The organism is Nostoc sp. DedSLP03, from assembly GCF_034530815.1.
In the GTDB taxonomy this organism is placed as follows: domain Bacteria; phylum Cyanobacteriota; class Cyanobacteriia; order Cyanobacteriales; family Nostocaceae; genus Nostoc.
The window spans coordinates 1-22,685 of record NZ_JAVRCK010000113.1; the positions used below are offsets into that span (position 1 = coordinate 1).

20 protein-coding genes are annotated in these 22,685 nt (G+C 39.0%); 6 read left to right on the plus strand and 14 right to left on the minus strand.

What is annotated here, in order from left to right; all coding sequences use genetic code 11:
* Positions 1 to 55 precede the first annotated feature (55 nt).
* From RM368_RS33615 to RM368_RS33655, 9 genes are all read right to left on the minus strand, one after another.
* On the minus strand, positions 56 to 1,069 hold the full coding sequence (locus RM368_RS33615) for a glycosyltransferase family 2 protein (RefSeq protein ID WP_322698066.1): 1,014 nt from the start codon (positions 1,067 to 1,069) through the stop codon (positions 56 to 58).
* 96 nt (positions 1,070 to 1,165) lie between these two features.
* Entirely contained in the window at positions 1,166 to 2,161 is a 996-nt protein-coding gene (locus RM368_RS33620; protein ID WP_322698067.1) for a glycosyltransferase family A protein, read from the minus strand.
* Positions 2,154 to 3,191, minus strand: coding sequence for a polysaccharide deacetylase family protein (locus RM368_RS33625; protein ID WP_322698068.1), 1,038 nt, complete (start codon positions 3,189 to 3,191; stop codon positions 2,154 to 2,156). The genes RM368_RS33620 and RM368_RS33625 overlap by 8 nt, the downstream gene beginning before the upstream one ends.
* Positions 3,192 to 3,195: 4 nt before the next feature.
* Positions 3,196 to 3,924: a methyltransferase domain-containing protein gene (locus RM368_RS33630; RefSeq protein ID WP_322698069.1), complete on the minus strand. Its 729-nt coding sequence runs from the start codon at positions 3,922 to 3,924 to the stop codon at positions 3,196 to 3,198.
* Positions 3,925 to 3,966: 42 nt separating this feature from the next.
* Positions 3,967 to 4,902, minus strand: a complete 936-nt coding sequence (locus RM368_RS33635; protein WP_322698070.1) for an SDR family oxidoreductase — start codon at positions 4,900 to 4,902, stop codon at positions 3,967 to 3,969.
* Positions 4,903 to 4,994: 92 nt separating this feature from the next.
* A complete protein-coding gene (locus tag RM368_RS33640) occupies positions 4,995 to 6,230 on the minus strand; it encodes a glycosyltransferase (protein WP_322698071.1) in 1,236 nt (411 codons plus the stop codon).
* A 95-nt stretch (positions 6,231 to 6,325) separates the two neighbouring features.
* A complete protein-coding gene (locus RM368_RS33645) occupies positions 6,326 to 7,651 on the minus strand; it encodes an ABC transporter ATP-binding protein (protein WP_322698072.1) in 1,326 nt (441 codons plus the stop codon).
* Positions 7,652 to 7,692: 41 nt separating this feature from the next.
* Positions 7,693 to 8,538 (minus strand): ABC transporter permease, encoded by an 846-nt coding sequence (locus RM368_RS33650; protein WP_322698073.1) that lies wholly within the window; start codon positions 8,536 to 8,538, stop codon positions 7,693 to 7,695.
* 41 nt (positions 8,539 to 8,579) lie between these two features.
* Positions 8,580 to 10,778 carry a polysaccharide biosynthesis tyrosine autokinase gene (locus RM368_RS33655; protein WP_322698074.1) on the minus strand — a complete coding sequence of 733 codons (2,199 nt, stop codon included), beginning with the start codon at positions 10,776 to 10,778 and terminating at the stop codon, positions 8,580 to 8,582.
* Between the two features lie 826 nt (positions 10,779 to 11,604).
* Here RM368_RS33655 and RM368_RS33660 point away from each other — a divergent pair.
* Positions 11,605 to 13,017: a sugar transferase gene (locus RM368_RS33660; RefSeq protein WP_322698075.1), complete on the plus strand. Its 1,413-nt coding sequence runs from the start codon at positions 11,605 to 11,607 to the stop codon at positions 13,015 to 13,017.
* A gap of 10 nt (positions 13,018 to 13,027) precedes the next feature.
* The gene (gene galE / locus RM368_RS33665) at positions 13,028 to 14,044 is read left to right on the plus strand and encodes a UDP-glucose 4-epimerase GalE (RefSeq protein WP_322698076.1); all 1,017 of its coding nucleotides are present in this window, start codon (positions 13,028 to 13,030) and stop codon (positions 14,042 to 14,044) included.
* A 165-nt stretch (positions 14,045 to 14,209) separates the two neighbouring features.
* Here galE and RM368_RS33670 read toward each other — a convergent pair whose 3' ends face one another.
* Positions 14,210 to 14,956 carry a 2-phosphosulfolactate phosphatase gene (locus tag RM368_RS33670; protein ID WP_322698077.1) on the minus strand — a complete coding sequence of 249 codons (747 nt, stop codon included), beginning with the start codon at positions 14,954 to 14,956 and terminating at the stop codon, positions 14,210 to 14,212.
* Positions 14,957 to 15,099: 143 nt separating this feature from the next.
* Complete coding sequence (locus tag RM368_RS33675; protein ID WP_322698078.1) at positions 15,100 to 15,783, minus strand: hypothetical protein; 684 nt, start codon at positions 15,781 to 15,783, stop codon at positions 15,100 to 15,102.
* A gap of 509 nt (positions 15,784 to 16,292) precedes the next feature.
* Between RM368_RS33675 and RM368_RS33680 the strand changes: the two genes are divergently transcribed.
* Positions 16,293 to 17,474, plus strand: a complete 1,182-nt coding sequence (locus RM368_RS33680; protein ID WP_322698079.1) for a class I SAM-dependent methyltransferase — start codon at positions 16,293 to 16,295, stop codon at positions 17,472 to 17,474.
* A 70-nt stretch (positions 17,475 to 17,544) separates the two neighbouring features.
* Here RM368_RS33680 and bioB read toward each other — a convergent pair whose 3' ends face one another.
* Positions 17,545 to 18,552, minus strand: coding sequence for a biotin synthase BioB (bioB, locus tag RM368_RS33685; RefSeq protein ID WP_322698080.1), 1,008 nt, complete (start codon positions 18,550 to 18,552; stop codon positions 17,545 to 17,547).
* A 456-nt stretch (positions 18,553 to 19,008) separates the two neighbouring features.
* Here bioB and RM368_RS33690 point away from each other — a divergent pair, with 456 nt between their 5' ends.
* Both RM368_RS33690 and RM368_RS33695 read left to right on the plus strand, forming a co-directional pair.
* A complete protein-coding gene (locus RM368_RS33690; protein ID WP_322698081.1) occupies positions 19,009 to 19,584 on the plus strand; it encodes a GNAT family N-acetyltransferase in 576 nt (191 codons plus the stop codon).
* A gap of 376 nt (positions 19,585 to 19,960) precedes the next feature.
* Entirely contained in the window at positions 19,961 to 20,416 is a 456-nt protein-coding gene (locus RM368_RS33695) for a hypothetical protein (protein WP_322698082.1), read from the plus strand.
* Positions 20,417 to 20,524: 108 nt separating this feature from the next.
* On the opposite strand, the gene RM368_RS33700 is transcribed toward RM368_RS33695, so the two are convergent.
* Both RM368_RS33700 and RM368_RS33705 read right to left on the minus strand, forming a co-directional pair.
* Positions 20,525 to 20,737 carry a hypothetical protein gene (locus RM368_RS33700; RefSeq protein ID WP_322698083.1) on the minus strand — a complete coding sequence of 71 codons (213 nt, stop codon included), beginning with the start codon at positions 20,735 to 20,737 and terminating at the stop codon, positions 20,525 to 20,527.
* A gap of 189 nt (positions 20,738 to 20,926) precedes the next feature.
* Positions 20,927 to 21,103, minus strand: a complete 177-nt coding sequence (locus tag RM368_RS33705) for a hypothetical protein (protein ID WP_322698084.1) — start codon at positions 21,101 to 21,103, stop codon at positions 20,927 to 20,929.
* Between RM368_RS33705 and RM368_RS33710 the strand changes: the two genes are divergently transcribed.
* The gene (locus tag RM368_RS33710) at positions 21,082 to 22,539 is read left to right on the plus strand and encodes a protein adenylyltransferase SelO (RefSeq protein WP_322698085.1); all 1,458 of its coding nucleotides are present in this window, start codon (positions 21,082 to 21,084) and stop codon (positions 22,537 to 22,539) included. The genes RM368_RS33705 and RM368_RS33710 overlap by 22 nt on opposite strands.
* Positions 22,540 to 22,685 lie beyond the last annotated feature (146 nt).

Consider the following 22,685-nt stretch of genomic DNA (forward strand, 5'->3'; position numbering starts at 1 on the left):
GTACATAAATACTATTAATTAGTGATCGCGCTGTGCCAGTTGCGTAAGTCCTGATTTAATTTCGATAAAATGACAGCGAACGTTTCAATCCCGCTTGGGTAGCAAAGTAAATGAAATATGCCATGACCTTTGGTGAGATACTGCATTTAAATGCCTCTTTAATTTGGGCGATCGCAGCAGATAAATCGCCAATCATCAGCATACTCTGGGCTGTTCTGAGAGCACAGATTGCCGAGTGTTTTTTATTGGCATCGATCAAGCGATCAACTGTTGATTGTGGCAGATAAGCAGGCAAATAAGACTGTGCAATTTCCAATCCACGGCGTACCTCTTGCATGTTTTTGCCTGTACGCACAGTTTGCCCAGTATTAGATACAGAATGTAGCCGATAAATAGCTAGTGGCTCAACTTCGTACCATACAGGGTATTGTGCGGCAATTCGCACCCACATTTCCCAGTCTTCATAATAAAAACAAAACCGATGGTCAAAACTACCTAACTTTTCATATACTTGTCGGCGAACGACAATAGAGGGAGTTTGAATATATTGTTTAACTATAATTTTTTCCAACCAATTATCAATTGTGCCGCTTTGAGGTTGTAATATCTCAGAAAAGTGTCGCCAGTGGCCTGTCTCATCCATAAAGATGTGACGACAGAAAGCGGCTCCTATTTCCGACTGAGTATCAAATGTTTGTTGCATCTTGCGATAAAAGCCTTCCCGAACGCAATCATCACCATGCAAAAGATGGATGAGTTTGCCACGCGATCGCTCTAGGCAGGTGGTAAAGTTCTTAACATGTCCAACATTTTCTGGTTGGCGATAAAAACTAACGCGATCGCCTGCTAATTCTTTAACAATAGCTTCAGGATCGTCTTTGGTGGAGTGGTCATCAACCACCTCTATTTGCATTATCTCCGATCCTGGGTCTTGTGATAACACACTCGTCAGTGTTTCACGCAGATAGTTTGCACAGTTGTAAGTGGGAATCATCACTGACCATAAAGGTCGTGGTTCTCCATTGGGCACAGGTTGAATAACAGATCGAAAAGGGTATAGTTCATTCATAATAATTGACTGTTCGTCAGTTTAGGTGTTCAGTTAATTTGTTTTTTTATTGCTGTAATTAAATAATTTCTTCAAGTCATTGTGAAAAACTATCCGTCAATTAGTTCTGGACAGATGGCTAGGTTTATACTGAGTATGTCTAAATATGAATTTCACAATTTTTTTTATATTCCTCGTAAAAGATTGAGCAACATCTGGAAAAAATTGCAATAAGTAGAACATTCGTGGGTGGTGATAAGGCCATAATGCTTTATTTAAAGCTTGCCAAATCTCAGTATCCTGGTATCCTTGTTCGCACAAATATTTCTCTAACCAAGTCAAGAAAGTTAAGTGGGTAGGATTTGGTTTGAGTGGATTGTATTCTCCTAAAGCTTGTGCAACATAACAAGAGCTTTTTGGGTGTTGTCGATACCTATCCCAACAGCCACTTTCTACAAAGACAGATGCTTTGACACAGACTTTGGCAAAGAAGGCTTTATCTTCAAACAGTCCTCGAAAGGACTCCTCAAAGCCACCGACATCTTGAACGAGTTTGCGATGTATGAGAACGCCGCAGATACCTGGTGTTTCGGCTTTGCCTTTCAAAAACAACTTGAGCAGTGTTGGCGGTTTTAGCAGGGTATCAGGTTTTACACCCAGAGTTCGTTGGCGATCGTGCTTCGCATCTTCAGGATTACCCGTCCAGCCAAACCACGTGAGAGTGGAACCATAAACCATACCTGCTTCAGGGTGAGCTTCTAATATCGCTACCTGCTTCTCCAGTTTTTGTGGCAACCAGATATCATCTGCATCTAGTAAAGCAATATATTCACCTTTTGCATGGCGAATTCCCAGATTGCGCGTTGCACTCATACCGTGATTTTGATGACCTTCATGCTCCAAATAGCGCACTTTGTCAGGGTATTGTTGGGCATATCGCAACGCAATGGCTGTACTTTCGTCGGCTGAACCGTCATCTGCTAGTAAAAGTTCCCAATTGTCATAGGTTTGAGCAAAAATGCTTTCTATTGCTTCTATAAAGAAATTTTCAACAGCGTTCAAAAAGATGATGATGCAGGAAACTAACGGTTTCTTATTTATCTGTTCAACCATAAAACCACCTCGCTAATTGCTTGGCAAATTCTTCCCCATTCCAGTTTTCAATTCCGAAGCGAGGCAATTGAAAACTGTTGCTCTGTCGCCAGACTATGTCTTTAGTTGTAGTGCAAGCACAGTCAAATCCAATAGTTTGAGCCAATTCAAGGGTTTGTTGAGTGTAATTACCAAATGGATAGGAAAAACTTGTCACGGGACGATTGAGCATCTCCTCTAAAGTAGCTTTGCTTTGCTGGATTTCATACCTTTGTAATTCTGTTGATTGTGCTGAAAGAAATGGATGGGTAACTGTGTGAGCGCCAATTTCTACTAAATCTCCTTGCCCCAAAACACACACCTCTTCGGGTAAAAGGGAGCGGTGAGTCTTGCGTACAGTAGATTTGGCATTAGCCCAAATTACTAACTCGTCTAGAGCTTTTAAACATTCCCGTTCTGGTAAAGGTAGTAATACTTGCCAAATTGAGTAATAGAAAGACATTCGAGAACCGGGTTTAGCTTCCCAATATTTACAGATGCGATCGCTTTGATAGTCTTGTTGAGTATAATTGGCGGCTTGACCCAGTTCCCAGTGACAAAGGCTATCATTAATATTCAAAGAAAGTTTCTCTGGTAATTTACCTGGTCGCAAAAGTAGCCGTTCTAATTCATCCCACCAAAACTCACGCTCCCTTCCGATGTAGCCAGTACTCACGAAAATATTTGCTGGTATACCATAGCGTTCTAGTAGGGGTTTGGCATGATGGAGATTGTCTGCATAACCGTCATCAAAGGTGACAACCACTGCTCGGTCTGGAATGTTGCCATCTCGATGCGCTTGCGCGAATTGCTTGAGGCTAAGGGGTTGGTAATATTTTTGTAAAACTTCTAGTTGCTCGGCGAAATTTTGGGGAGTTACGCACAGACTCCAGGGATCTAATTCTACCTCAGCGACGCGATGGTACATCAAAATAAGCCCCTTAGAGGATGCTAAATTTTTCTGGAGCCGTCGAATCGTTCGCTGCAATTTGTCACTTCCAGGTATTTTCATTCCATCACCTCATATCAGGTTTCACTGCTCTAACGGTGATAGTTACCTCGTAGCTACGGTCATGATAATCTAGCTTTCCCTTGGGTATATCTTGAACTACCAATCCTTGAAGAAAAGCTGTGGCTGCCAAAGCATTTCCGTGGGTTTGGACTTGAATATTTTCTTTAGGGAAAACCTCCTCAAACAGTCGCTGTGCAGATAGGGCTGTAAAATTCCAACACCAGCAATGGTTCCATTCCCGATCTTTGAGTGGTGTGATTCCCGGAAACGTAGCCAGAACAACACCTCCTGGTTTCATAATTCTGTAGGTTGTTAAGAGCGCTAGTCGCACTTCGTAAATTAGCTGAAGCGTCTGCACCAGTATAAAGCAGTCAAATGTATTTGATGGTATATGTTCTGCATCTGTTAGGTCTGCGATGATTGTTGCATTGGGGTTATCTTGAACGTGCAATACATCGCTTTTAGTAACGCGATCGCCTCCAAATTGCTGAGTATAATAGTTATCTCCAATTTCTAATACGTGCCCATGAATATCATTTGAATGGCGACCCAAAAAATTCTCAATATAGTAGCGGTCAATTGGTTTTCCTCGTTCAAAACCCCAACCTGAATTTATAGGTTTTAAGCTTTGCAGAGTACCCAGGCGTACCTTATTATATTGAGATTTTAGCCAGTGGTGGGTAGGAGATGGTAATATCTTTTGGACGATTAGTTTTAACTGTTTTTTGTTCATCAGAAAAATTTTTTTAATGAGTATGGCTTTTTTAAAGAAGAACTATATGCCCAACAGTTCTGCATAACTCCAATTTGCATAAACACGGACACCCCGTTCTAAAGATAAAAAATCGGTTATTCCTAAACTTCCTAATTTTGTAACATCAGCTTGCCAATTAATGGGGGTTCCAACAGGAACTATTCCATCAAACTCAACACTACCTTTGTAGTCTAAGGATTTAAACACCATCTCTGCTAGTTCTGAAATTGTAACTTCTCTTCCACTTGCAAAATTATATGTTTCTCCTTGCATTGGTGCAGAAGTTGCTACTACTAATAAAGCTTTGGCAATGTCGAGTACATGAATAAAATCACGGCTTTCTTTGCCAGTTCCTTGTAATTTAACTATGGGTTGATAAATTGCTTGTCGGCAAATATCCCAAAGGACTTGACGACGTAAACCAGGGCCATAAGCAGAAAAAATTCGTACACTTGCAGTTGGTAAATCATAAACTTTGCTAAATTCTAAACATAGTTGTTCGCTTTGTAACTTATGAAATCCATAAGGAGAAATGGGGTTACAGCGTTGAGTTTCTCCAATAGGTAATGACTCTGGATTTCCATAAATAGCTGCACTAGAAAGAAAAATAAATCGACATCTAGGAGCATTAATTCGCAACGCATTTAAAATTTCAAAAGTTAAAGTTGTATTAGATTGAAAGTCAATATCTGGTTCAATAATCGATAAGCCAACAGAGGCACGCCCTGCACAATGAATGCAAATGTTAGGAGAATATTCCTTCAATAAGTTATTTAAAGAGGGATCGGGTAATTTGAGACGATGATAAGCTGTTAAGTTGTGAAGGGGAGCATTTTCAGGAGGCGAATTATCAACGCCTATTACCGACCAACCTTGCTCTGAGAAATACCGAGCAACGTAACGACCAATAAATCCCGCTACCCCAGTAACTAAAACTGATTGATGGAAAGTAGTCATTTTGGTTATGTTGTAATAACTAGTGTTTGAAAATTTTTAGAAATTGAGATAAATTGATTTTGATAACTATCTCAATATTTAAAGTTAAATATTTATATATCTAAAACAGTTTTTGTCCACCAATATTTTCGAGTATTAGCAAAATTAAAAGCATCTTCTAAGATGCGGTTACTTAATCGCTCTAAGACTTCTTTTCTCGATAAAGTATCACAAATATAAGCTGCTGCTTTCTCAGGGCTATTAATATCTAAAACTGGCAACCCAGATAAATATGGTAATGCTTTCAGACAAGGCTCAGTTGCGAAGAAAGGAATTCCATAAGAAACACATTCAACTAATTTCATTTTCACTGAAAAATCATTATCAATAGGACATATAAAAATATCGGAAGTTTGAAACAAAAACTCAAGCTGTTCTTTAGGAATAAAACCAGGAATATGAACGTTACTTTCTATAGTCCAATTTTTAGGCATATTAGAAAAATCTGTACCAGTAATCACAATTTTTATTTTATTATTTAGTCTTAATAATCTCGGAGATAATTCACAGATTAACCATTTTACAGCTAAGAAATTGAAATAGAAATTAATATTACCAGCAAAGAAAACTGTCTTTGAATTTGTATAACGCCAGCCGCCGATTTTAGGCGGAAGTATTTGTGAATTGATCGATGCTTTTTCATTACCTAGTAAATATTTTGGAATATCTGCTTCGGACATAAATATACATTTATCAGCCAATTCACAGACTTTTTTTTCAAAATTTTTTAGTCTTAAATAACTAATAAAAATACTAAATTGAGATTTGTAATTGAACCAATTATGGGGAGCAAGAGCCTTAAAAAATTCTGCTTCTTTATCAGTTGCAAGATATATCTTTTTTTGTTTAAGTTTAAGGAAGTTTTTAAACCATAAAATACTATATAGTTGTTCAACAATAACAACTTGAATCGAGAGTTGTTCGCAGAGTTCAGTTAAATACTCAGAAATATGTTTTGCTCGATCCCAATTGTAGTACGTTACATTCTGAAAGCTGAAAGTCGAGCGTAATTTATACACTAATCTTTTATATACTTTTACTACTTCTTTTAAGAGATTTTCTTTTTTTTCAGAAAAACTTAATCGAGTAGTTAAGTAATATTTAACTTGAAGTTTTTCTAATTGTACTCTAGTTTCTAATTGACTACTTTCGTTACAAGTAACAGCAACATAAAGGTTGATGTCTTCTATCTGAGATAATTGAAAAATATCATTTAAAAGTGCCATTCCACAACCATTATTAGAGTCTAAAGGATAACTTGTGAAATAAAGAACATTTTGCTTTTCCATATCTTCTCTCTTATCTATCTTGTATCAAAAGGGATGTCTTGTTTTGGATTAAATAAACATCAGACTATCTTTAAAAGTGTCTCATTGAATGATTTTTAGGTTTTTAAATTTAGATTTGAATCTGCGATTGGCGCTGAGAATACTTGAAAGTTACAGGTTACTAAACCGTCACATGTTATACCAAAATCTTCGGATGGAAGTTCAACCACCTCTATTTCAAATGCTGACTCAATATAATCAAAGATAGTATGGAATGAAGAATCGGAAAGCCAAAGACCAATGACATAAGTACCTGATTTTAAATGTAGCTTTTCAATGTTTAATTTAACTATATTTTCTCCTTGTTGAAGGAATATTATTTGTCCAAGTGATACAATATCCGCATTTACTAATTTGATACCGAACTGGTTATAGACAACAACTGCAAGACTTCCAATATTTCTTGAGGAATCTGATTCAATTTTTAGTAAAAATTCAAGTTCACCATTTGAATAAGCATTAAAAGAAATATCTTTTCTTGAACTACTATATTGAACAGCGATAAAACGAGCTTGTCCATTGCCATTGCGATGTGCATCGCTTAAATTTATCCACTTTTTTGGGAAAGCTTGATAAGAATACTGGTTACTAGATAAATATTGAGTTATGACGCTGTTTGTATTCCCGTAATTAATTAGCTGCCCCTTATTTAGTAACAAACATTTAGAACATAGCCGTTGAATTGCTTCAATATTATGACTTACAAATAGAACTGTTCGAGCTCGATCGTTGGATACTTCCTGCATTTTGCCAAGACATTTTTTCTGAAAATTTGCATCTCCAACTGCTAAAACTTCATCCACAATCAAAACATCTGGCTCTAAATGTGCCGCAACCGAAAATGCAAGGCGTACATACATCCCAGAGGAGTAGCGTTTAACAGGCGTATCTAAAAATTTTTCAATCTCTGCAAAATCAACAATTTCATCAAACTTGCGTTTGATCTGTTCCCGACTCATGCCCAAAATCGCCCCATTGAGGTAAATATTTTCGCGCCCTGTCAACTCAGGATGAAAACCCGTCCCTACCTCTAGCAAACTCGCCACTCGCCCCGTAATCTCAATACTGCCATGAGTAGGTTCCGTAATCCGGCTCAAAAGCTTCAGTAATGTCGATTTGCCCGCTCCATTCCGCCCAAGAATTCCAACCCGATCGCCTTGCTTAATCTCAAACGACAGATCCTTGACTGCCCAAAATTCCTCACGATTCGAGTTTTGCGTTTTGCGTTTTGCGTTTTGATTAAAGGGGTTTAACGTCTTCGCGATCGATTTTGCCCCGTCCGCCATCACATCGCGCAACGCCTTATAGCGATATCCCTCCTGCTGATGGCTCAACACATAGCTCTTACTTAAGTTCTCAACCTTAACCACCGTATCTGCCATATATTCTCCAACCTCTGCTAACAACTCCTGAAACGCTATGTCTAAATAATGTCCGCAAACTTGCGCTCCATCCGACGGAAATAGTAAATTCCAGTAATCAGCACTAATATCACTAACGCCACCGACAAGAGAAATCCTGGTAGATAAATGTCAAAATTTTTACCCAAAATTGCCCACCGGAAACCATCAATTACACCCACCATTGGATTTAATGAATAAAGCAGTCGCCACTGTTGCGGCACCACACTACTACTAAAACCCACCGGCGAAATATATAGTCCAAACTGCACAATAAACGGCACAATATATCGGAAATCCCGATATTCCACGTTTAATGCCGCCAGCCATAACCCCGACCCCATTGCCCCGGCAAATGCGATCGCAATAAACAACGGCAGCGTTAAAATTCGCCAATCCGGCACAAAGTTATACCACGCCATAAATCCCAATAGGATGATTGCAGAAATCATAAAATCGACAAAACTCACAATCACCGCACTCGTTGGCACAATCAAACGCGGAAAATAAACTTTAGAAATTAAATTAGAATTACTAATTAAGCTATTACTACACTCACTCAAGGCATTAGAAAAGAACTGCCAAGGTAGCATCGCGGAAAACACCACAATCGGGTAAGGCGCTCCTGCCGACGGAGCCTTGAGTAAAACACCAAATACAACCGTAAACACAACTGTCGTTAAAAAAGGTCGCAGCAATGCCCAAGACAGCCCGATGGCTGTTTGCTTATAGCGCACCAAGATGTCTCGCCAAGCCAAGAAGTAAAACAACTCCCGATACTTCCAGATATCCTGCCAGTACTGCTGCTCGGTTTGCCCTGCCTTAATCACTAATTTCTGCCGAGGCTCGAGCGTCTGTTTTCCGATCATGAAAATACACCTATCCCACCTAGAGTTAACTTATAGTCAAGTCAATAAATAAACTTCATCAAGCTCTTAATCCCAGGCAAATTTATCTGACTCAAAGCAGACCTTTTTCCACCATCAGACCTCCTAGAGTGATAGTAACCAGACTTCTTTTCAGCAGTAATCCCATTTACCACCATTCCTAAAACATGCGATCGCGCTTGCTCTAGCATGATTTTTGTACTCTTAGCAACAGCACGGTCAAGCACTCCAGGATGTACAACTAGCAATATCCCATCTGCCATTTTGCCCAGCATGAGTGCATCACCAAACAAACTCAAGGCAGGAGTATCAATAATCACACAATCATAGTCTTTGACTGCCTCTTGAATTAACAAAGCCATACGCTGCGAATCTAGCAATGCTGCGGGGTTAGATGGGATTGTCCCAGCCGTTAGTAAATCCAAGTTAACTAATACTTCTTGAGTGGTGTTGCGAAACTCTGCTTGACCAACTAAAACATTACTTAGTCCGACTGGATTAGATAATTTCCAGATTTCCTGTTGGGAGGAGTGACGCATATCCGCATCTACTAATAGGATTTTACGCCCCATATGTGCTTTAGCTACTGCCAAATTTGCAGCCACAAATGATTTACCTTCACCGGGAGCTGAACTAACTACGGCAATTACTTTTAATGGTTTGGAGATAGTAAAATCCAGGTTCGTCTGAAGCATCTCAAAGGCTGAACTTGCTCCCGAATATGGATTATCTTTGACTGCTAGTTCGACTAGACCTTCCCCACTGTTTTTAGCTTTTCGAGCCAAGCGAGGAATCGTACCGAGTAAAGAGTAACCTAATAACTGCTGGGCTTGCTCAAGAGTTTTGAGGGATCGATCCATAGCTTCTAAGATCAAAGCTACCCCTACACCCAGCAAAATTCCCAAAAATCCACCCAGTGCTAGCTGAAAGGCAATTTTGGAAGGAAGAGCTTTTTGAGGAAGTAAAGCCGCAGATATTACCCTGGCATTACCTACATTCTGATTTACTACTACATCGACTTCTTGCGATCGCTTTAGCAGTTCTTCATAAGTAGATGTAGCAACTTGCAACTGTCGCTCTAACTGCTCCTGTTTTTCTTGCAGTTGCGGTAAAACACTCAATCGTCTTTGAGAAAGTGTGTATGCATTCTGCAAAACCGTAATTCGGTTAGCTAATGCTGAACGTTCTACATCCGACTGTACCAGTTGGGCCACTAAAGTCTGCTTGAGTTCTCCCATCCCTAAATTCTGGGCTGGTACAGATTTTTCTCTATCTGCATTCTCAACAATTCGCGTCTCTAGCTGCTTTTTGAGGGCTGCTTCTTTTGCTAACAAATTAACGATCGTCGGATGTTTGTCTGTATAACGAGTCTTTTCTACTGCTAACTGGTTTTGCACCTGTTGGTATTGTGTTAATATTTCCTGCACAGCTTTTGATTGACTTAAATTCCCTATATCCACAGCCTGCTGCGAATTCAATCTCAATTGACGTTGCAGAAGTTTTGAGCGAGTCTCAGCATCCGTTAAATTTGCCTGGGCTTGGGTAATCTGGTCTGATAAGTTTGCGAGTTTGTCCACTCCTTTTGTTGCTTCTTGCTCTAAAGCAATTACCCGATTTCCTTCTTTAAATCGACGCAAAGCTGCTTCCGATCTAGCTACCCTTGCTTCAACTTCAGGCAATTGCTTGCGTAAAAACTTCTTTGCCACTGTCGCTTGGGCTTGGTTAACGTCAATATTGTTCTCCAGGTAATATCTCATCAGCGAATTCACAACATCTGCGGCTTCTTTTGGATTGCTGCTGCTGTACGAAATCGCCAAAATATCTGTACCCCGGACACTTTTAATTTTGACTTGTTTGAGAAATTCATTTATTTCCAAGGGTGTTCCTTGCTTATCTACTAACCTGAGACTAGCAATAGTTTTCTCAACTATTGGATTAGAACGAATGACCTCTGCTTCTGTATCCAACGGACTGTTGATTTCAGTCACACTTCTCAACTCCCCAACTTGTGCCGAGGGATTTGTCAGCGAAGAAACGCGGTCAGTTTTACTGAAAAGCAACTTACCTTCTGCTTCATAAATTGGTTTTTGCTTGATAGCATTTAAAGCTGAAAGCCCAAAAATAGAGGCAGTCACCGCAGCTATAATTAGCCAACGCCTTTTCAGAAGTAGGGAGTATTGCTGCAAATCTAAGGAGTTTTGGTCTTCTTGGTTAGAGGGCATGGAGTATGTTACGAATACCTGAAATTGTTTTTACTAATTTTGCTTCACAATTTTGGTAGTCCAAGATAGCCATTTGGACATAATTAGGATTAATTACTAACTTTTTGTATAAAAAATCATAATAAAAGTATCCGTATTTTTTTAAATGTTTGCTTTTTATTAGATTTCCTTAGATTTATCCCAGAAATATTATCTGAATGTCAAGGTGTTTTTGATTTTTTTTCTAAAATTTTAAATTACATTAAAAAGCATTTATTTTAACTCATTAAGTAGAAAAGTATAAATATTTATAGTTGAGGTCGGGCAGGCGGTAGAAGGCAAGATATAGGAGGGAAGAAGCTTTTAGTCTCATTTATCTTGGTTAACATGATTATGTTTTTTTTCACCCACTTACTTCTTTGGTATTAATTTAATAACAGCATTTCAACAGCTTGCATAAGCTTTTTCTTTATTTTGTTACTTTATGAACAGCTACTTTAACAGCAAATATACGCTAATCAAAAAATTAAATATAAAGTTCAGATTGACTACACTCATGGCATAATGCAAATGTCAAAAGAACAACCTTGAAGCCGTAGTGTAGTTCGTACAGCCAATGCAAGTTAAGATGTATCTCCTACAGATATGCTATACCGACGCACAGATAGTTCCCCTCCTAGTTTGTAATACATAATCTCCAATTTCTTTGACAAACAGAGCAGACAAAATTTCTTATTTTTGTATGCTTTGGCACAATACGGCTAGTCTTTAATATTCCCTTATTTGACTCGGTTGCTGGTTTTAACGAAGAAATCAATATCAGGATACTGAAGAATAATAAAAACCAATGACTTCCACAAGTTATGTCAGTTTACCTATCAATACTAGGCTACCAAATATAGTCCGCAGCCTACCGATATTGCTCTTGTTAGGGGATATTTTTGGGTTGCTAATTTGTTTAGCGATCGCACAATGGTTGCGTTTAGATCAACCCTTACATTGGCTAAATCCGTTACCTTATACATTTGTCTGCATGATACTTGCAGCATTTTATTTGGCAGATGCTTACCATCCAGATCGGCAAATTTCAGGTTTAAGAGCGCCCGCTCGAATTATTGTTTGTAGCATTGCGATCGCCTTCTTGATTTCTGCTCTGATTTACTTGTCAGATATTGCCAAATACAACCCGATATCGTGGCGGAGTGTCTTCTTACCTAGCTTGGGAATCTTTACTATCTGGGCAATAATATTGCGCGTGGTAGCAGTGAGATGGGTGCGATCGCACGCTCTGAAAAGCCGTTGGTTAATACTAGGAGGCGGGGATAATGCCATCAAATTTACACAAAAATTGCTAGAACTTAATCCTTTAGGAAAGTTGACTGTTCTAGCAGAGGAAAACCAAAAAACCATTGACTTACCAAAAAGAAATCTGAGTTATCAGGGAAGTTTGAGCGATTTGTCGCAATGGAGTCAAGAATCCTGGTCTGGGGTTATAGTGACAGCGCAGATAAACTTTTCCAAGTCACAAGCACAACAGTTAATGCAGATGCGGTTGCGAGGCATTCCGGTTTATACATTGCCAGATGTTTATGAAACATTTTGGTATAAACTACCTTCGTCGCTGTTACAAGATAAATGGCTGGCTTTTAGTGATGGTTTTAACCTCATGCCTGGTTACTTCAGTATGAAACTGAAGCGAGTTATCGATCTCATCTTGATCCTCTTTTTACTAGTATTAGTTGCACCACTTCTGTTATTGGTTGCATTACTAGTTAGGCTAGATAGCCCCGGCCCAGTATTGTACAGTCAGCAGCGAAGTGGGTTATACGGTAAACCATTTAGAGTTTATAAATTTCGCTCCATGTATCAGGATGCAGAAAAGTTGGGGGTGCAGTGGGCTAGTCAACGCGATCCACGAATCACCAGAATCGGATACTGGCTACGTTTGTTGCGTATCGATGAATTACCGCAAATATGGAACGTCCTACGGGGAGAAATGAGTCTGATTGGGCCTCGTCCAGAACGACCAGAGTTTGATGTCAAACTCAAAGAAGCGATTCCCTACTATGAAGTTCGCTATTTGGTCAAACCTGGAATTACAGGCTGGGCACAGGTTATGTATCCCTATGGAGCATCTATAGAGGATGCTTACGAAAAGCTGTCATACGATCTGTACTACATCAAAAATTATTCCATTTGGTTGGATTTAGCGATCGCCTTCAAAACGATTCGAGTTGTTTTGTTAGGTAAAGGTAGATAAGGAAAAAGAAATGAAAAATAAAATATTGGTAACTGGCGGTGCTGGTTACATTGGCTCCCATGTAGTTCGCCAATTAGGGGAAGCTGGTTATGATGTCGTAGTCTACGACAACTGCTCTACAAGTTCACCAGCATCAGTACTACACGGGAAACTAATTATTGGTGATTTAGTAGACAGTGGACATCTTTATCAAGTTTTTGCCCAGCATAAATTCAGCGCAGTCTTACACTTTGCCGCTAGTCTGATTGTTCCAGAATCAGTAGCTCATCCCCTCGACTACTACGCCAACAACACCCGCAACACCTTAAATTTACTGCGCTGCTGTAGCGTTATGGGTGTTAACAAGTTCATTTTTTCCAGCACAGCCGCAGTCTATGGAGAAGTAAAAGACAATCCTGTTACTGAGTCGAATCCCACACAGCCCATTAATCCTTACGGACGTTCAAAGTTGATGAGTGAGTGGCTGATCCAGGACTATGCAGCAGTATCTTCACTAAACTACGTAATTTTACGTTACTTTAATGTCGCAGGTTCTGAACCAAGTGGACTATTGGGGCAAATGTCACCGAATGCCACACACTTGATTCGAGCTGCTTGTGATGCAGCACTCAAGCGCAAGCCAGAAGTCCGAATTTTTGGTACTGATTTTCCTACGCCTGACGGAACCGCAATTCGAGACTATATCCATGTTGAAGATTTGGCGACTGCTCACTTAGATGCTTTGAATTACTTAGAAAAAGGAGGGGAAAGCCAAATTTTCAACTGCGGTTATGGGCAAGGATACAGCGTGCGACAAGTTATTGAAAGAGTCAAGGCTATTTCTGGTGTAGATTTTCCAGTTATTGCTGCACCACGTCGTCCAGGCGATCCTGCCTGTGTTGCAGCTTGTGCTGATAAAATCCATAGGGTTTTGGGTTGGCAACCAAAACACAATAATTTAGACGAGATTATCAACACAACCATTGCTTGGGAAAAACACAAGAGTAACTTGGCAAGTCAAAGGCATATCAATATGGCATATGCATAATTAGAACTTGGCACCTAATTAACCTTGTTCCTGGAATTTAGATAACGTGAATTTGACGGCTGATATAGTGTCCCTATAATTGACTCAATCAAAAAATTTCTTAGAGGTTTTACTACACAAAACCATCCCTCTTAGAATCGGATAAGCACAGACTTGAACTTTAATTCAAGGCAGAGAGAGGTTCGTCGAACTTACGTTGACATAGGCATTATCTTTAAATAAAGGCACGCAATTACTGATGTTAAAGGCGGCGGATAGTTCAACATCTAACTCAAAACCTTTTTCAATCAACTCTTTACCCGAACTGCATTTTTTCAAGTACCCTAGTAAATCCTGCTGGAAAGCCTGAAATGTTGTCACAGCGACTTCGGCTTCTGGTGATAGACTGCCATCTAAATAACTGAGAATTGCCCCAGCACCAATTAAATCTTCAAATGCAGGGCGGAGGCTACCATCTTCTTTCCACCTCTCACCGGCAGGAATCACAGCAATTCGATCGCCATAGTTTTGAGCAAACTGCGCCACAGCTTGGCAATTTCGTAAGCAGCCAGCCAAAGTTGGTGTATTTCCTGTATGTAAAGTCAAGAAAGAACCGTTAGGTGATGGTAAAACTAATCTGGTTCCAGCAGAAATCTGAATCACCGATTTTGGCGAGAGAGAATATCCGGTTGTAGTCCAACGTTGTCTATGACTTGCCAACTCTGCTTGCACTGATTTGGCATAATCTATGGCTGATTCATCTTTATATGCGTAGGGAAAAATTATCGCGCCGTTATTGGTGGCAATTTCCACGCAGGTAGAAAAAGAGAGAACGTCAACTATCACAATTACATCACTGATAGGAGCTAGTTCAGCAACTCCTTGCGGCCCCCATTCACAGCGTAAATTAAACTCAGATTGGTTGTAAATCATTGGTGCGATCGCAAAAGACAATATGATAAAAATCAAACCATAGATAAGTAAGCCAGTGTAAATTATTAAAGGTTTATAGTCAGCAGAAAACGTGTTTATCTTAGTATAAGATATCTATACAATTTCAATATGTTAAACTCACATTAAGACAACGATTGTAGATTATTTATTATCCATGTCTCTAATTGTTTCCAAGGTATTATTACAAGATTGTTTTCATTAATTTTATCTATATTAATATCATGCCAATATGACTTTATTGCTCTTTTTGCCATTACTATTTCAATGCCATCTCTATTGCTAACTTCAAATTTTTTGCTTGAAGACCATATAATTGCAGTCTTAGTTGATACTTTCTCTAGTAAAATTAATGCTTTCTCTCCTTTTTGAAAACATGCATATGACCAAGCTGTATACACATTAAACTTGATATTTCCAAAGCAATCTGATTCAAATTCATCCTTTTGTCCTTTCAAGATGGATAGAGGTTTTGCAGTGACCTTTGCACCTCTATTTTTCACAGATATGACTTGTACAAAAGCGATCAATTTTGCAGATCGGCAATCATTCAAAAAAGTGTATGGGCCTGAACGTTGATATTCTTCTTTGAAGTCAAGGTAGTATTTAGGCAATAGCGATTCTTCCAATTCACAATCTGGAGGAAGTGGGTCAGTTATCAATTGGAACATCTCACTTAATTCGTCATAATATTCATTCAGACTATGACAATATTCAGATGTGTTTTTAGAACTGGATTCAATAGAGTGTTTTAGTTGTCTTAAAATATTTAAATCATCTTCTGGGAGTTCTGAATAATATTGAAACATTAGCGCTCTCACTTAAAAATAATTACAAATATTCAAAAACCAATTAGATTTAAAATGTTTATACAACTTTAACAATTTTCTAAAACGTCTCCTTATCTTAGTGCAACACATACTTGCTGTTATTTAGATAAGCGCGTATCTCATTTATTTTAGCTTGCTTATTACTTTCAGAGTTAAAATACTTACTATCAAATTTAATTTAGAAAAAACTTAAATATAAAATTCTAATTTAAGGCTTAAAATTTTAAATTAGATAAAATTTTAAAAATAAAAATTTCATAAATATAGTTGTAAAAATTTTCGATGTGTCGGTTAAGCTTGAGCAAAGATATTACTTTGTAGATTATGAACATACAGACTATTAGCAGCACAAAAAAAATTTCACGCTTTTTAAAAACGCGAATTTACTGACTTTGCTACTGGATAAGTAGCAGGAAATAAGCAATAGTAATCTTTGCTCTAATCAGCCACTATCCGCTAAACTCAGAAATGCTGCGTTATTCCTCATCATGTCCGATTCTCAAACTGTTAGTGCTGCTGTTGCCAAACTCTACAATACCTACCCCTTTCCGCCGGAAGCCCTGTTGGATGAACCACCTCCGGGCTATAACTGGCGCTGGAACTGGCTAGCTGCTCATAACTTCTGCACAGCGCAAAAACCCCAAAGGCAAGATATTCGGATTTTAGATGCAGGTTGCGGTACTGGTGTAGGTACAGAGTACTTAGTTCACCTCAATCCTCAAGCTTCTGTTGTGGGAATTGACCTCAGTACTGGTGCTTTAGCTGTAGCCAAAGAACGTTGTCAGCGTTCAGGGGCTAACCGCGTGGAATTTCATCACCTCAGTTTGTTTGATGTAGAACAGTTAACAGGTGAGTTTGATTTAATTAACTGTGTTGGCGTTTTGCATCATACCCCCGATCCCATTCGCGGAATTCAAGCTTTGGCAAAAAAGTTAGCCCCAGGCGGCTTAATGCACATTTTTGTGTACGGGGAGTTGGGACGTTGGGAAATTCAACTCATGCAAAAAGCGATCGCACTTCTTCAAGGTGACAAAAAAGGCGACTACCGCGATGGTGTCCAAGTCGGGCGACAAATATTCGCTTCTTTACCAGAAAATAACCGAATTGTCAAATACGATAAACAACGTTGGTCACTAGAAAACAACAAGGATGAATACTTTGCTGATATGTACGTTCATCCTCAAGAAATTGACTATAACATTGAGACGCTTTTTGAATTAATTGATGCTTCGGGATTGGAATTTATTGGTTTCTCGAATCCGAGTTTCTGGGATTTAGAGAGACTTTTGGGTAAAGCACCAGAGTTAGTAGAACGAGCAAAAGAATTGAGCGATCGCCAGCTTTACCGCCTGATAGAATTATTAGACCCAGAAGTAACTCATTACGAGTTTTTCCTCGGTCGTCCTCCCCTAATTAAAGCTGACTGGTCAGACGATAACGCCCTATTGGCAGCGATTCCCGAATTGAATCCTTGTCTTGAGGGATTTCCCAGTCAATGTTTCTTTAATTACGATTACCAGATTGTAAATTTATCTGTAGCAGAGCTTGAGTTTATGCAAAGATGTAATGCTAATGCCACAGTTGCAGAGATATTGACAAATGTAGAACTGGGATTGGATGGGGTAAGAAGCCTTTTGCAACAGCAGTTGATTTTATTGACACCTGCTTAGGGAATTCAAGTAAAAAATATCCAATTATTTATTGTGGGATGACCGAAACGCCAATCCCACAATTAGATATTTATCCTACAACAGCCGGACTTGTTACCTTCTCCTGTCTTTGGGAAGGCGGACGCATTCCCAAACCAAGTAAATTCAGCATTTCTCGGTCAGTATCGTAATCTGGACAGGGAGTTGTCACCGTCAACATCTTGTTGTCGTCGCTAGAAAAGATAGAATTGGCTCCTGCCATAAAGCAGAAAGCTTGCTCAACTTGAGAAAGTCTCGCCCTCCCGGCGCTAAGACGCACATCGGAAGCTGGCATTAAAATTCTGGCTGTAGCAATCATCCGCACAATATCCCAAATGGGAACATCAGGCTGATTTTCTAAGGGTGTTCCCGGTACTTGTGAAAGAATATTAATCGGCACAGATTCTGGATGGGGATGTAAGTTTGCCAGAGTTTGTAACATCCCAACCCGGTCATCAACTGTTTCGCCTAAACCCAGAATACCGCCAGAACAGACAGTAACATTTGTCTGCCGGACATTCTCAATTGTATTCAAGCGATCGCTATATGTCCTTGTGGTAATAATTGTGCTGTAATATTCCTGCGAGGTATCTAAGTTATGGTTGTAGGCATAAAGTCCTGCTTCTGACAATTTCTTGGCTTGATTTGCCGTCAACATACCCAGAGTGCAGCACACTTCCAAACCCATTGCAGTTACATCCTTGACCATTTCCAGGACTTCTTCAAATTGTGAGTTATCCCGAACTTCGCGCCAAGCAGCACCCATACAAATGCGACTAACACCAGTTTCTTTAGCTTTTTGGGCTATGTTAATTACCGTTTCCTTTTCTAGAAGTGCTTGCGCCTTTACCTCTGTTTTATAGCGAGAAGATTGGGCGCAGTAGCTACAATCTTCTGGACAACCTCCCGTTTTGATAGATATGAGCTTGCAAACTTGTATTTTTGTTGGGTCATGATATTGGCGATGCACGCTAGCAGCTTGATAAATAAGCTCTAGCAAAGGCGTGTTGTATATCGCCCGAATCTCTAATTCCTGCCAATCATAGCGTATTCCCACCACATCACTATCCTTCTTGTAGACTGGGTTAAATCTTGAGCTGTCTTTTGTTTGAATCTGCTGCGGTACAGCCTTTGGGCAAAGCTATTTTATCGAAGTTGTACCCTGGAATGTGCTTTATCACCCATTGGTTCTCAATCCTTCCGCTCTAGATATTAGACATCAGCTTATCAAGATTTTGGTTGAATGGCAGATTAAGAGCAAAAATACTCACCCCATCTTTTGTAAAGGGCATTGGGCATAGATATATCTTTTGTCATGCTGGTCAAGAGTTCAAAGTCTATATAAAATCAGTTAATTGACCCCTGACTCTTGACAAGCTTTATGAAAAAATTATGAAACTTGCGTCAGTGCTGATAATAAGACAGCTAATCTAACTGCTGCTAAACCGCAGACTATGAGAGAATTTATAACATTTAGAGAATATTTTGAGAAGAGATCCCGCCGATTAAGTAATTTATGATATCAGAACTGCCAATAATTGCAAGCGATCGCCTATTATTACGAGCAGCGATCCATGAAGATATACCCCAAATTCTCAAGTACTTTATTGATAACAAAACTTATCTCACTCCATTTTATCCTCTTTGGGCTGATGGTTTTTTCACTGAAGAATATTGGCAATATCAGATAGAGAATAGTTTTCTAGAATTTATCAATGGGCAATCGTTAAAACTATTTGTTTTTACCAAAAAAAATCCTACCGTAGTTATTGGAACGGTCAACTTTAGTAATTTTGTCCGAGGAGCCGCTCATTTTTGCTATGTGGGATATAGCCTTGCTGAAAAGAAACAAGGAAAAGGATATATGACAGAAGGGTTAAAATCTGCAACTCAATATCTATTTGAAGAGTTAAATTTTCACCGAGTTATGGCTAACTATATGCCTCACAATCGGCGCAGTGGTAATGTACTCAAAAGACTCGGTTTTGTCGTTGAAGGATACGCTAGAGACTATTTGCTAATTAATGGGCAATGGGAAGATCATATTTTGACAAGTCTTACAAATCCTTATTGGAAAGAACCTAAAATTTAACAAATGAGAATAATTATCTATATTATTGAATATATTTATTAAAACTGCTTTTAAATTAATTTATTTATAATTCATAATCATCAACCTTTTTAGTGAATCTATATAAATAACTAATTTTTAAATTGTATTCAAATACTTATTTATAATTTTTGAGCAATATTCATTTTACAGCTATTCGCAATTTTATCATATTTATATGAGAATGAATTTAATATATTATTTATGAATCTCTACAAATTCATAGTAAATTCATCATAAATACACAACAACTCCACAGGCAAATGCAATAGTAATATTTGTTCGCTAACAAGCTTAGTTACTAAAGTTAGCTTTAGCCGATGTGTCCAATTTCTTAAACAGTTGAGGAGTTTTTTTAATGCTCATTAATTCTATAAAACGCTTATCTGTCTTTTCTACTATCTTCGCTTTTGCTACCGTCTTGAACGGAGTTGTCTTAGCAGCACCAGGCCCAAATCCCAGCACTACACCAGCCTTAAAAACTCAGACTAGTGCTGTATCACACCAGCCAATCAAACTCACAAATCAACAGCGCCAACAAATCCAAGTGGCTCGCCAGCAAAGAGACAAGGATATTGAGGCTCTATTAAACCCGTCCCAAGATACTAAATTTAAAGCAGCACTGCAATCCCGTCAGAGAATCAGAATAGTTTTAAAATCTTTGGATTTGAATCAAGACCAACAGAAACAAGTTCAATCAATTTTGCAAACTTATAACCTACAAGTGAAAAAAATTCTAGCTTCACAGGTATCACAAACAACATCTAAGCCAGTAGGAATTGCTGCACCACCATCACAACCAATTAAAAAATAAACAATCAGTTTTATTTCATTAAGTTGAAATTTTGCAAGACTGGCGGATTTTATCCAAACTTCGGTTAAGCCAGTCTTATTTTTTTTATATCCAAAACTTTATTTATTTTCAAATAGAATAGGGCTTATTATGTACAAACCACTTTTCACAGGCATCTTTGACAACTTTTCTCTCTTCAGACGACAAAAGCTCATCTGGCTGACCAGATGCTAAAATTTTAGCGGCAGTAACCGCTTTTTCATATAACACACCGCACTGAACCAGTTCTGTGCAAAAGATTTTTTCTCTTTCTTCTACTGGTGTAAAGAAATTACTTGGCATTTAGAAAAAAATTGTTTAGTTTTGTTTTTAAGAGAATACTTTTTATTACTAAACTTATTCTTCTATCTAGTGAATAATTTCAGGTAGATAAAGCATGGTTTAATGTAAAGTTTGCTAGTAATAAAAAATACAAAACTTAAATTTCTCGCGGATGATTTTATTAGGCAGTTTGATACAACTACAAATTAGTCAGCGTTCTTGCTTCAATTCCACGTTTTCCAAGGTGGCTGACTTCTGCCTGCTGAAGCGCTCCCGATTTTGATCTGGATCGCTTTTTGCATCTATGCTGATGATGCTGAAGCCAGAGGTAGTATTAAAGAAAGAATGAATTAGCTTTGCTCGTAATGACTCTGGCTGAAACTCCAAACGACAAGAATTCTAGCAATCCTTTTCTCACCCTCAACTACGAAACCGCCTTAGAATCTCTAGGTGGCGACTACTACGATGAGGTTGCAGCAGCTGAATTTCCTCAACACCTCCTGCGTTGGCGTAACGATGAACTATTACCCCGTTTCGGTCTAGACCCTCAAGCAGTCAAAGACGAAGATTTCATCACAGCCTTTGGCCAATTTCAGGGGCGCAAACCCTTGTTGGCATTGCGTTATCACGGCTATCAATTTGGCGAATATAACGGACAATTGGGTGATGGTAGAGGCTTTCTCTACGGGCAAGTACGCGCCAATGATGGCGAATTATACGATTTTGGCACTAAAGGTACTGGGAGAACGCCCTACTCCCGTGGTGGCGATGGTATGCTGACGCTCAAAGGTGGGATGCGGGAAGTTCTAGCTGCGGAAGCATTGCACTACTTGGGTGTACGTACTTCGCGCTGTCTGAGCATGATTGAAACAGGTTTACCACTCTGGCGGGGTGATGAACCTTCGCCTACCCGTTCATCTGTGATGGTTAGGATGAGCAGTTCTCATATTCGGTTTGGCACTTTTGAGCGACTGCACTATTTCCAGCGTCCAGATTTAACTAAGAAGCTGTTAGACCACGTAATTGAGCAGTATTATCGACACTTAAATGCTGAAGAAGATAAATATATCCTGTTTTACGCCGAATTAGTTAAACGGGTTGCACAACTAGTAGCGCAGTGGATGGCGGCTGGCTTTTGTCATGCAGTGTTGAATACTGACAATATGTCGATTACGGGAGAAAGCTTTGATTATGGGCCTTATGCATTTATCCCTACTTATGACCCATACTTTATCGCTGCATATTTTGATTATTATGGACGCTACTGTTACAGTAATCAACCAATTATTTGCAAGCTGAATTTAGAAATGCTCCAGGAACCTTTAAAGGCAATTATTAATAAAGGCGATATGGAGAATAGTTTAGCTAGGTTTGATGAATATTATCAAGCTGAATACAGTTCTTTGATGTTGAAAAAGTTAGGTTTTGCGGAGTTGCAAAATCCACAAGCTGAAGAACTCTTAAATCTCACGATTGAATTCTTGAAAGCGAGCCAGGTTGGTTATCACCAATTCTTCTATGAGATGGCTCGCACTTTTTCATCGAAATGGCGGGATGAACCAGGTTTTGTAATGAATAATTCAGATATTGTCCCAGTACCGGGCGCATCAGCAATTTTTGATGATTGGTGCATAGTATACCACAAAATCTTGAATGATTTTGATAGCGATCGCACCAATATAATTGCTCAAACTTTAGCTGTTCATAATCCCAAAACGGCATTATTAAGACCTGTAATTGAGTCGGTTTGGGAAGCAATTGCCCAAGAAGATAATTGGCAACCTTTTTATGAGTTGATCGAGGCAATTCAATCTAGAAGATAGTTAAAGGCAGGGGCATTGGGCATTGGGCAATAATCAATAGTTTTTCTTCCCTTGCTTCCCTTGCCTCCCCTGCATACCCTGCCTTTAACTAATACCCCTCTTCTGTCACTCTCCGGAATAAGCAAATAGTAAAAAAGCGAAATCAT

Bases quoted from the DNA above. Each gene is read 5' to 3' on its own strand.
- RM368_RS33615 (WP_322698066.1), bottom strand. From the start codon at position 1,069: ATGAATGAACTATACCCTTTTCGATCTGTTATTCAACCTGTGCCCAAT.
- RM368_RS33620 (WP_322698067.1), bottom strand. From the start codon at position 2,161: ATGGTTGAACAGATAAATAAGAAACCGTTAGTTTCCTGCATCATCATC.
- RM368_RS33625 (WP_322698068.1), bottom strand. From the start codon at position 3,191: ATGAAAATACCTGGAAGTGACAAATTGCAGCGAACGATTCGACGGCTC.
- RM368_RS33630 (WP_322698069.1), bottom strand. From the start codon at position 3,924: ATGAACAAAAAACAGTTAAAACTAATCGTCCAAAAGATATTACCATCT.
- RM368_RS33635 (WP_322698070.1), bottom strand. From the start codon at position 4,902: ATGACTACTTTCCATCAATCAGTTTTAGTTACTGGGGTAGCGGGATTT.
- RM368_RS33640 (WP_322698071.1), bottom strand. From the start codon at position 6,230: ATGGAAAAGCAAAATGTTCTTTATTTCACAAGTTATCCTTTAGACTCT.
- RM368_RS33645 (WP_322698072.1), bottom strand. From the start codon at position 7,651: ATGGCAGATACGGTGGTTAAGGTTGAGAACTTAAGTAAGAGCTATGTG.
- RM368_RS33650 (WP_322698073.1), bottom strand. From the start codon at position 8,538: ATGATCGGAAAACAGACGCTCGAGCCTCGGCAGAAATTAGTGATTAAG.
- RM368_RS33655 (WP_322698074.1), bottom strand. From the start codon at position 10,778: ATGCCCTCTAACCAAGAAGACCAAAACTCCTTAGATTTGCAGCAATAC.
- RM368_RS33660 (WP_322698075.1), top strand. From the start codon at position 11,605: ATGACTTCCACAAGTTATGTCAGTTTACCTATCAATACTAGGCTACCA.
- galE (WP_322698076.1), top strand. From the start codon at position 13,028: ATGAAAAATAAAATATTGGTAACTGGCGGTGCTGGTTACATTGGCTCC.
- RM368_RS33670 (WP_322698077.1), bottom strand. From the start codon at position 14,956: ATGATTTACAACCAATCTGAGTTTAATTTACGCTGTGAATGGGGGCCG.
- RM368_RS33675 (WP_322698078.1), bottom strand. From the start codon at position 15,783: ATGTTTCAATATTATTCAGAACTCCCAGAAGATGATTTAAATATTTTA.
- RM368_RS33680 (WP_322698079.1), top strand. From the start codon at position 16,293: ATGTCCGATTCTCAAACTGTTAGTGCTGCTGTTGCCAAACTCTACAAT.
- RM368_RS33690 (WP_322698081.1), top strand. From the start codon at position 19,009: ATGATATCAGAACTGCCAATAATTGCAAGCGATCGCCTATTATTACGA.
- RM368_RS33695 (WP_322698082.1), top strand. From the start codon at position 19,961: ATGCTCATTAATTCTATAAAACGCTTATCTGTCTTTTCTACTATCTTC.
- RM368_RS33700 (WP_322698083.1), bottom strand. From the start codon at position 20,737: ATGCCAAGTAATTTCTTTACACCAGTAGAAGAAAGAGAAAAAATCTTT.
- RM368_RS33710 (WP_322698085.1), top strand. From the start codon at position 21,082: ATGACTCTGGCTGAAACTCCAAACGACAAGAATTCTAGCAATCCTTTT.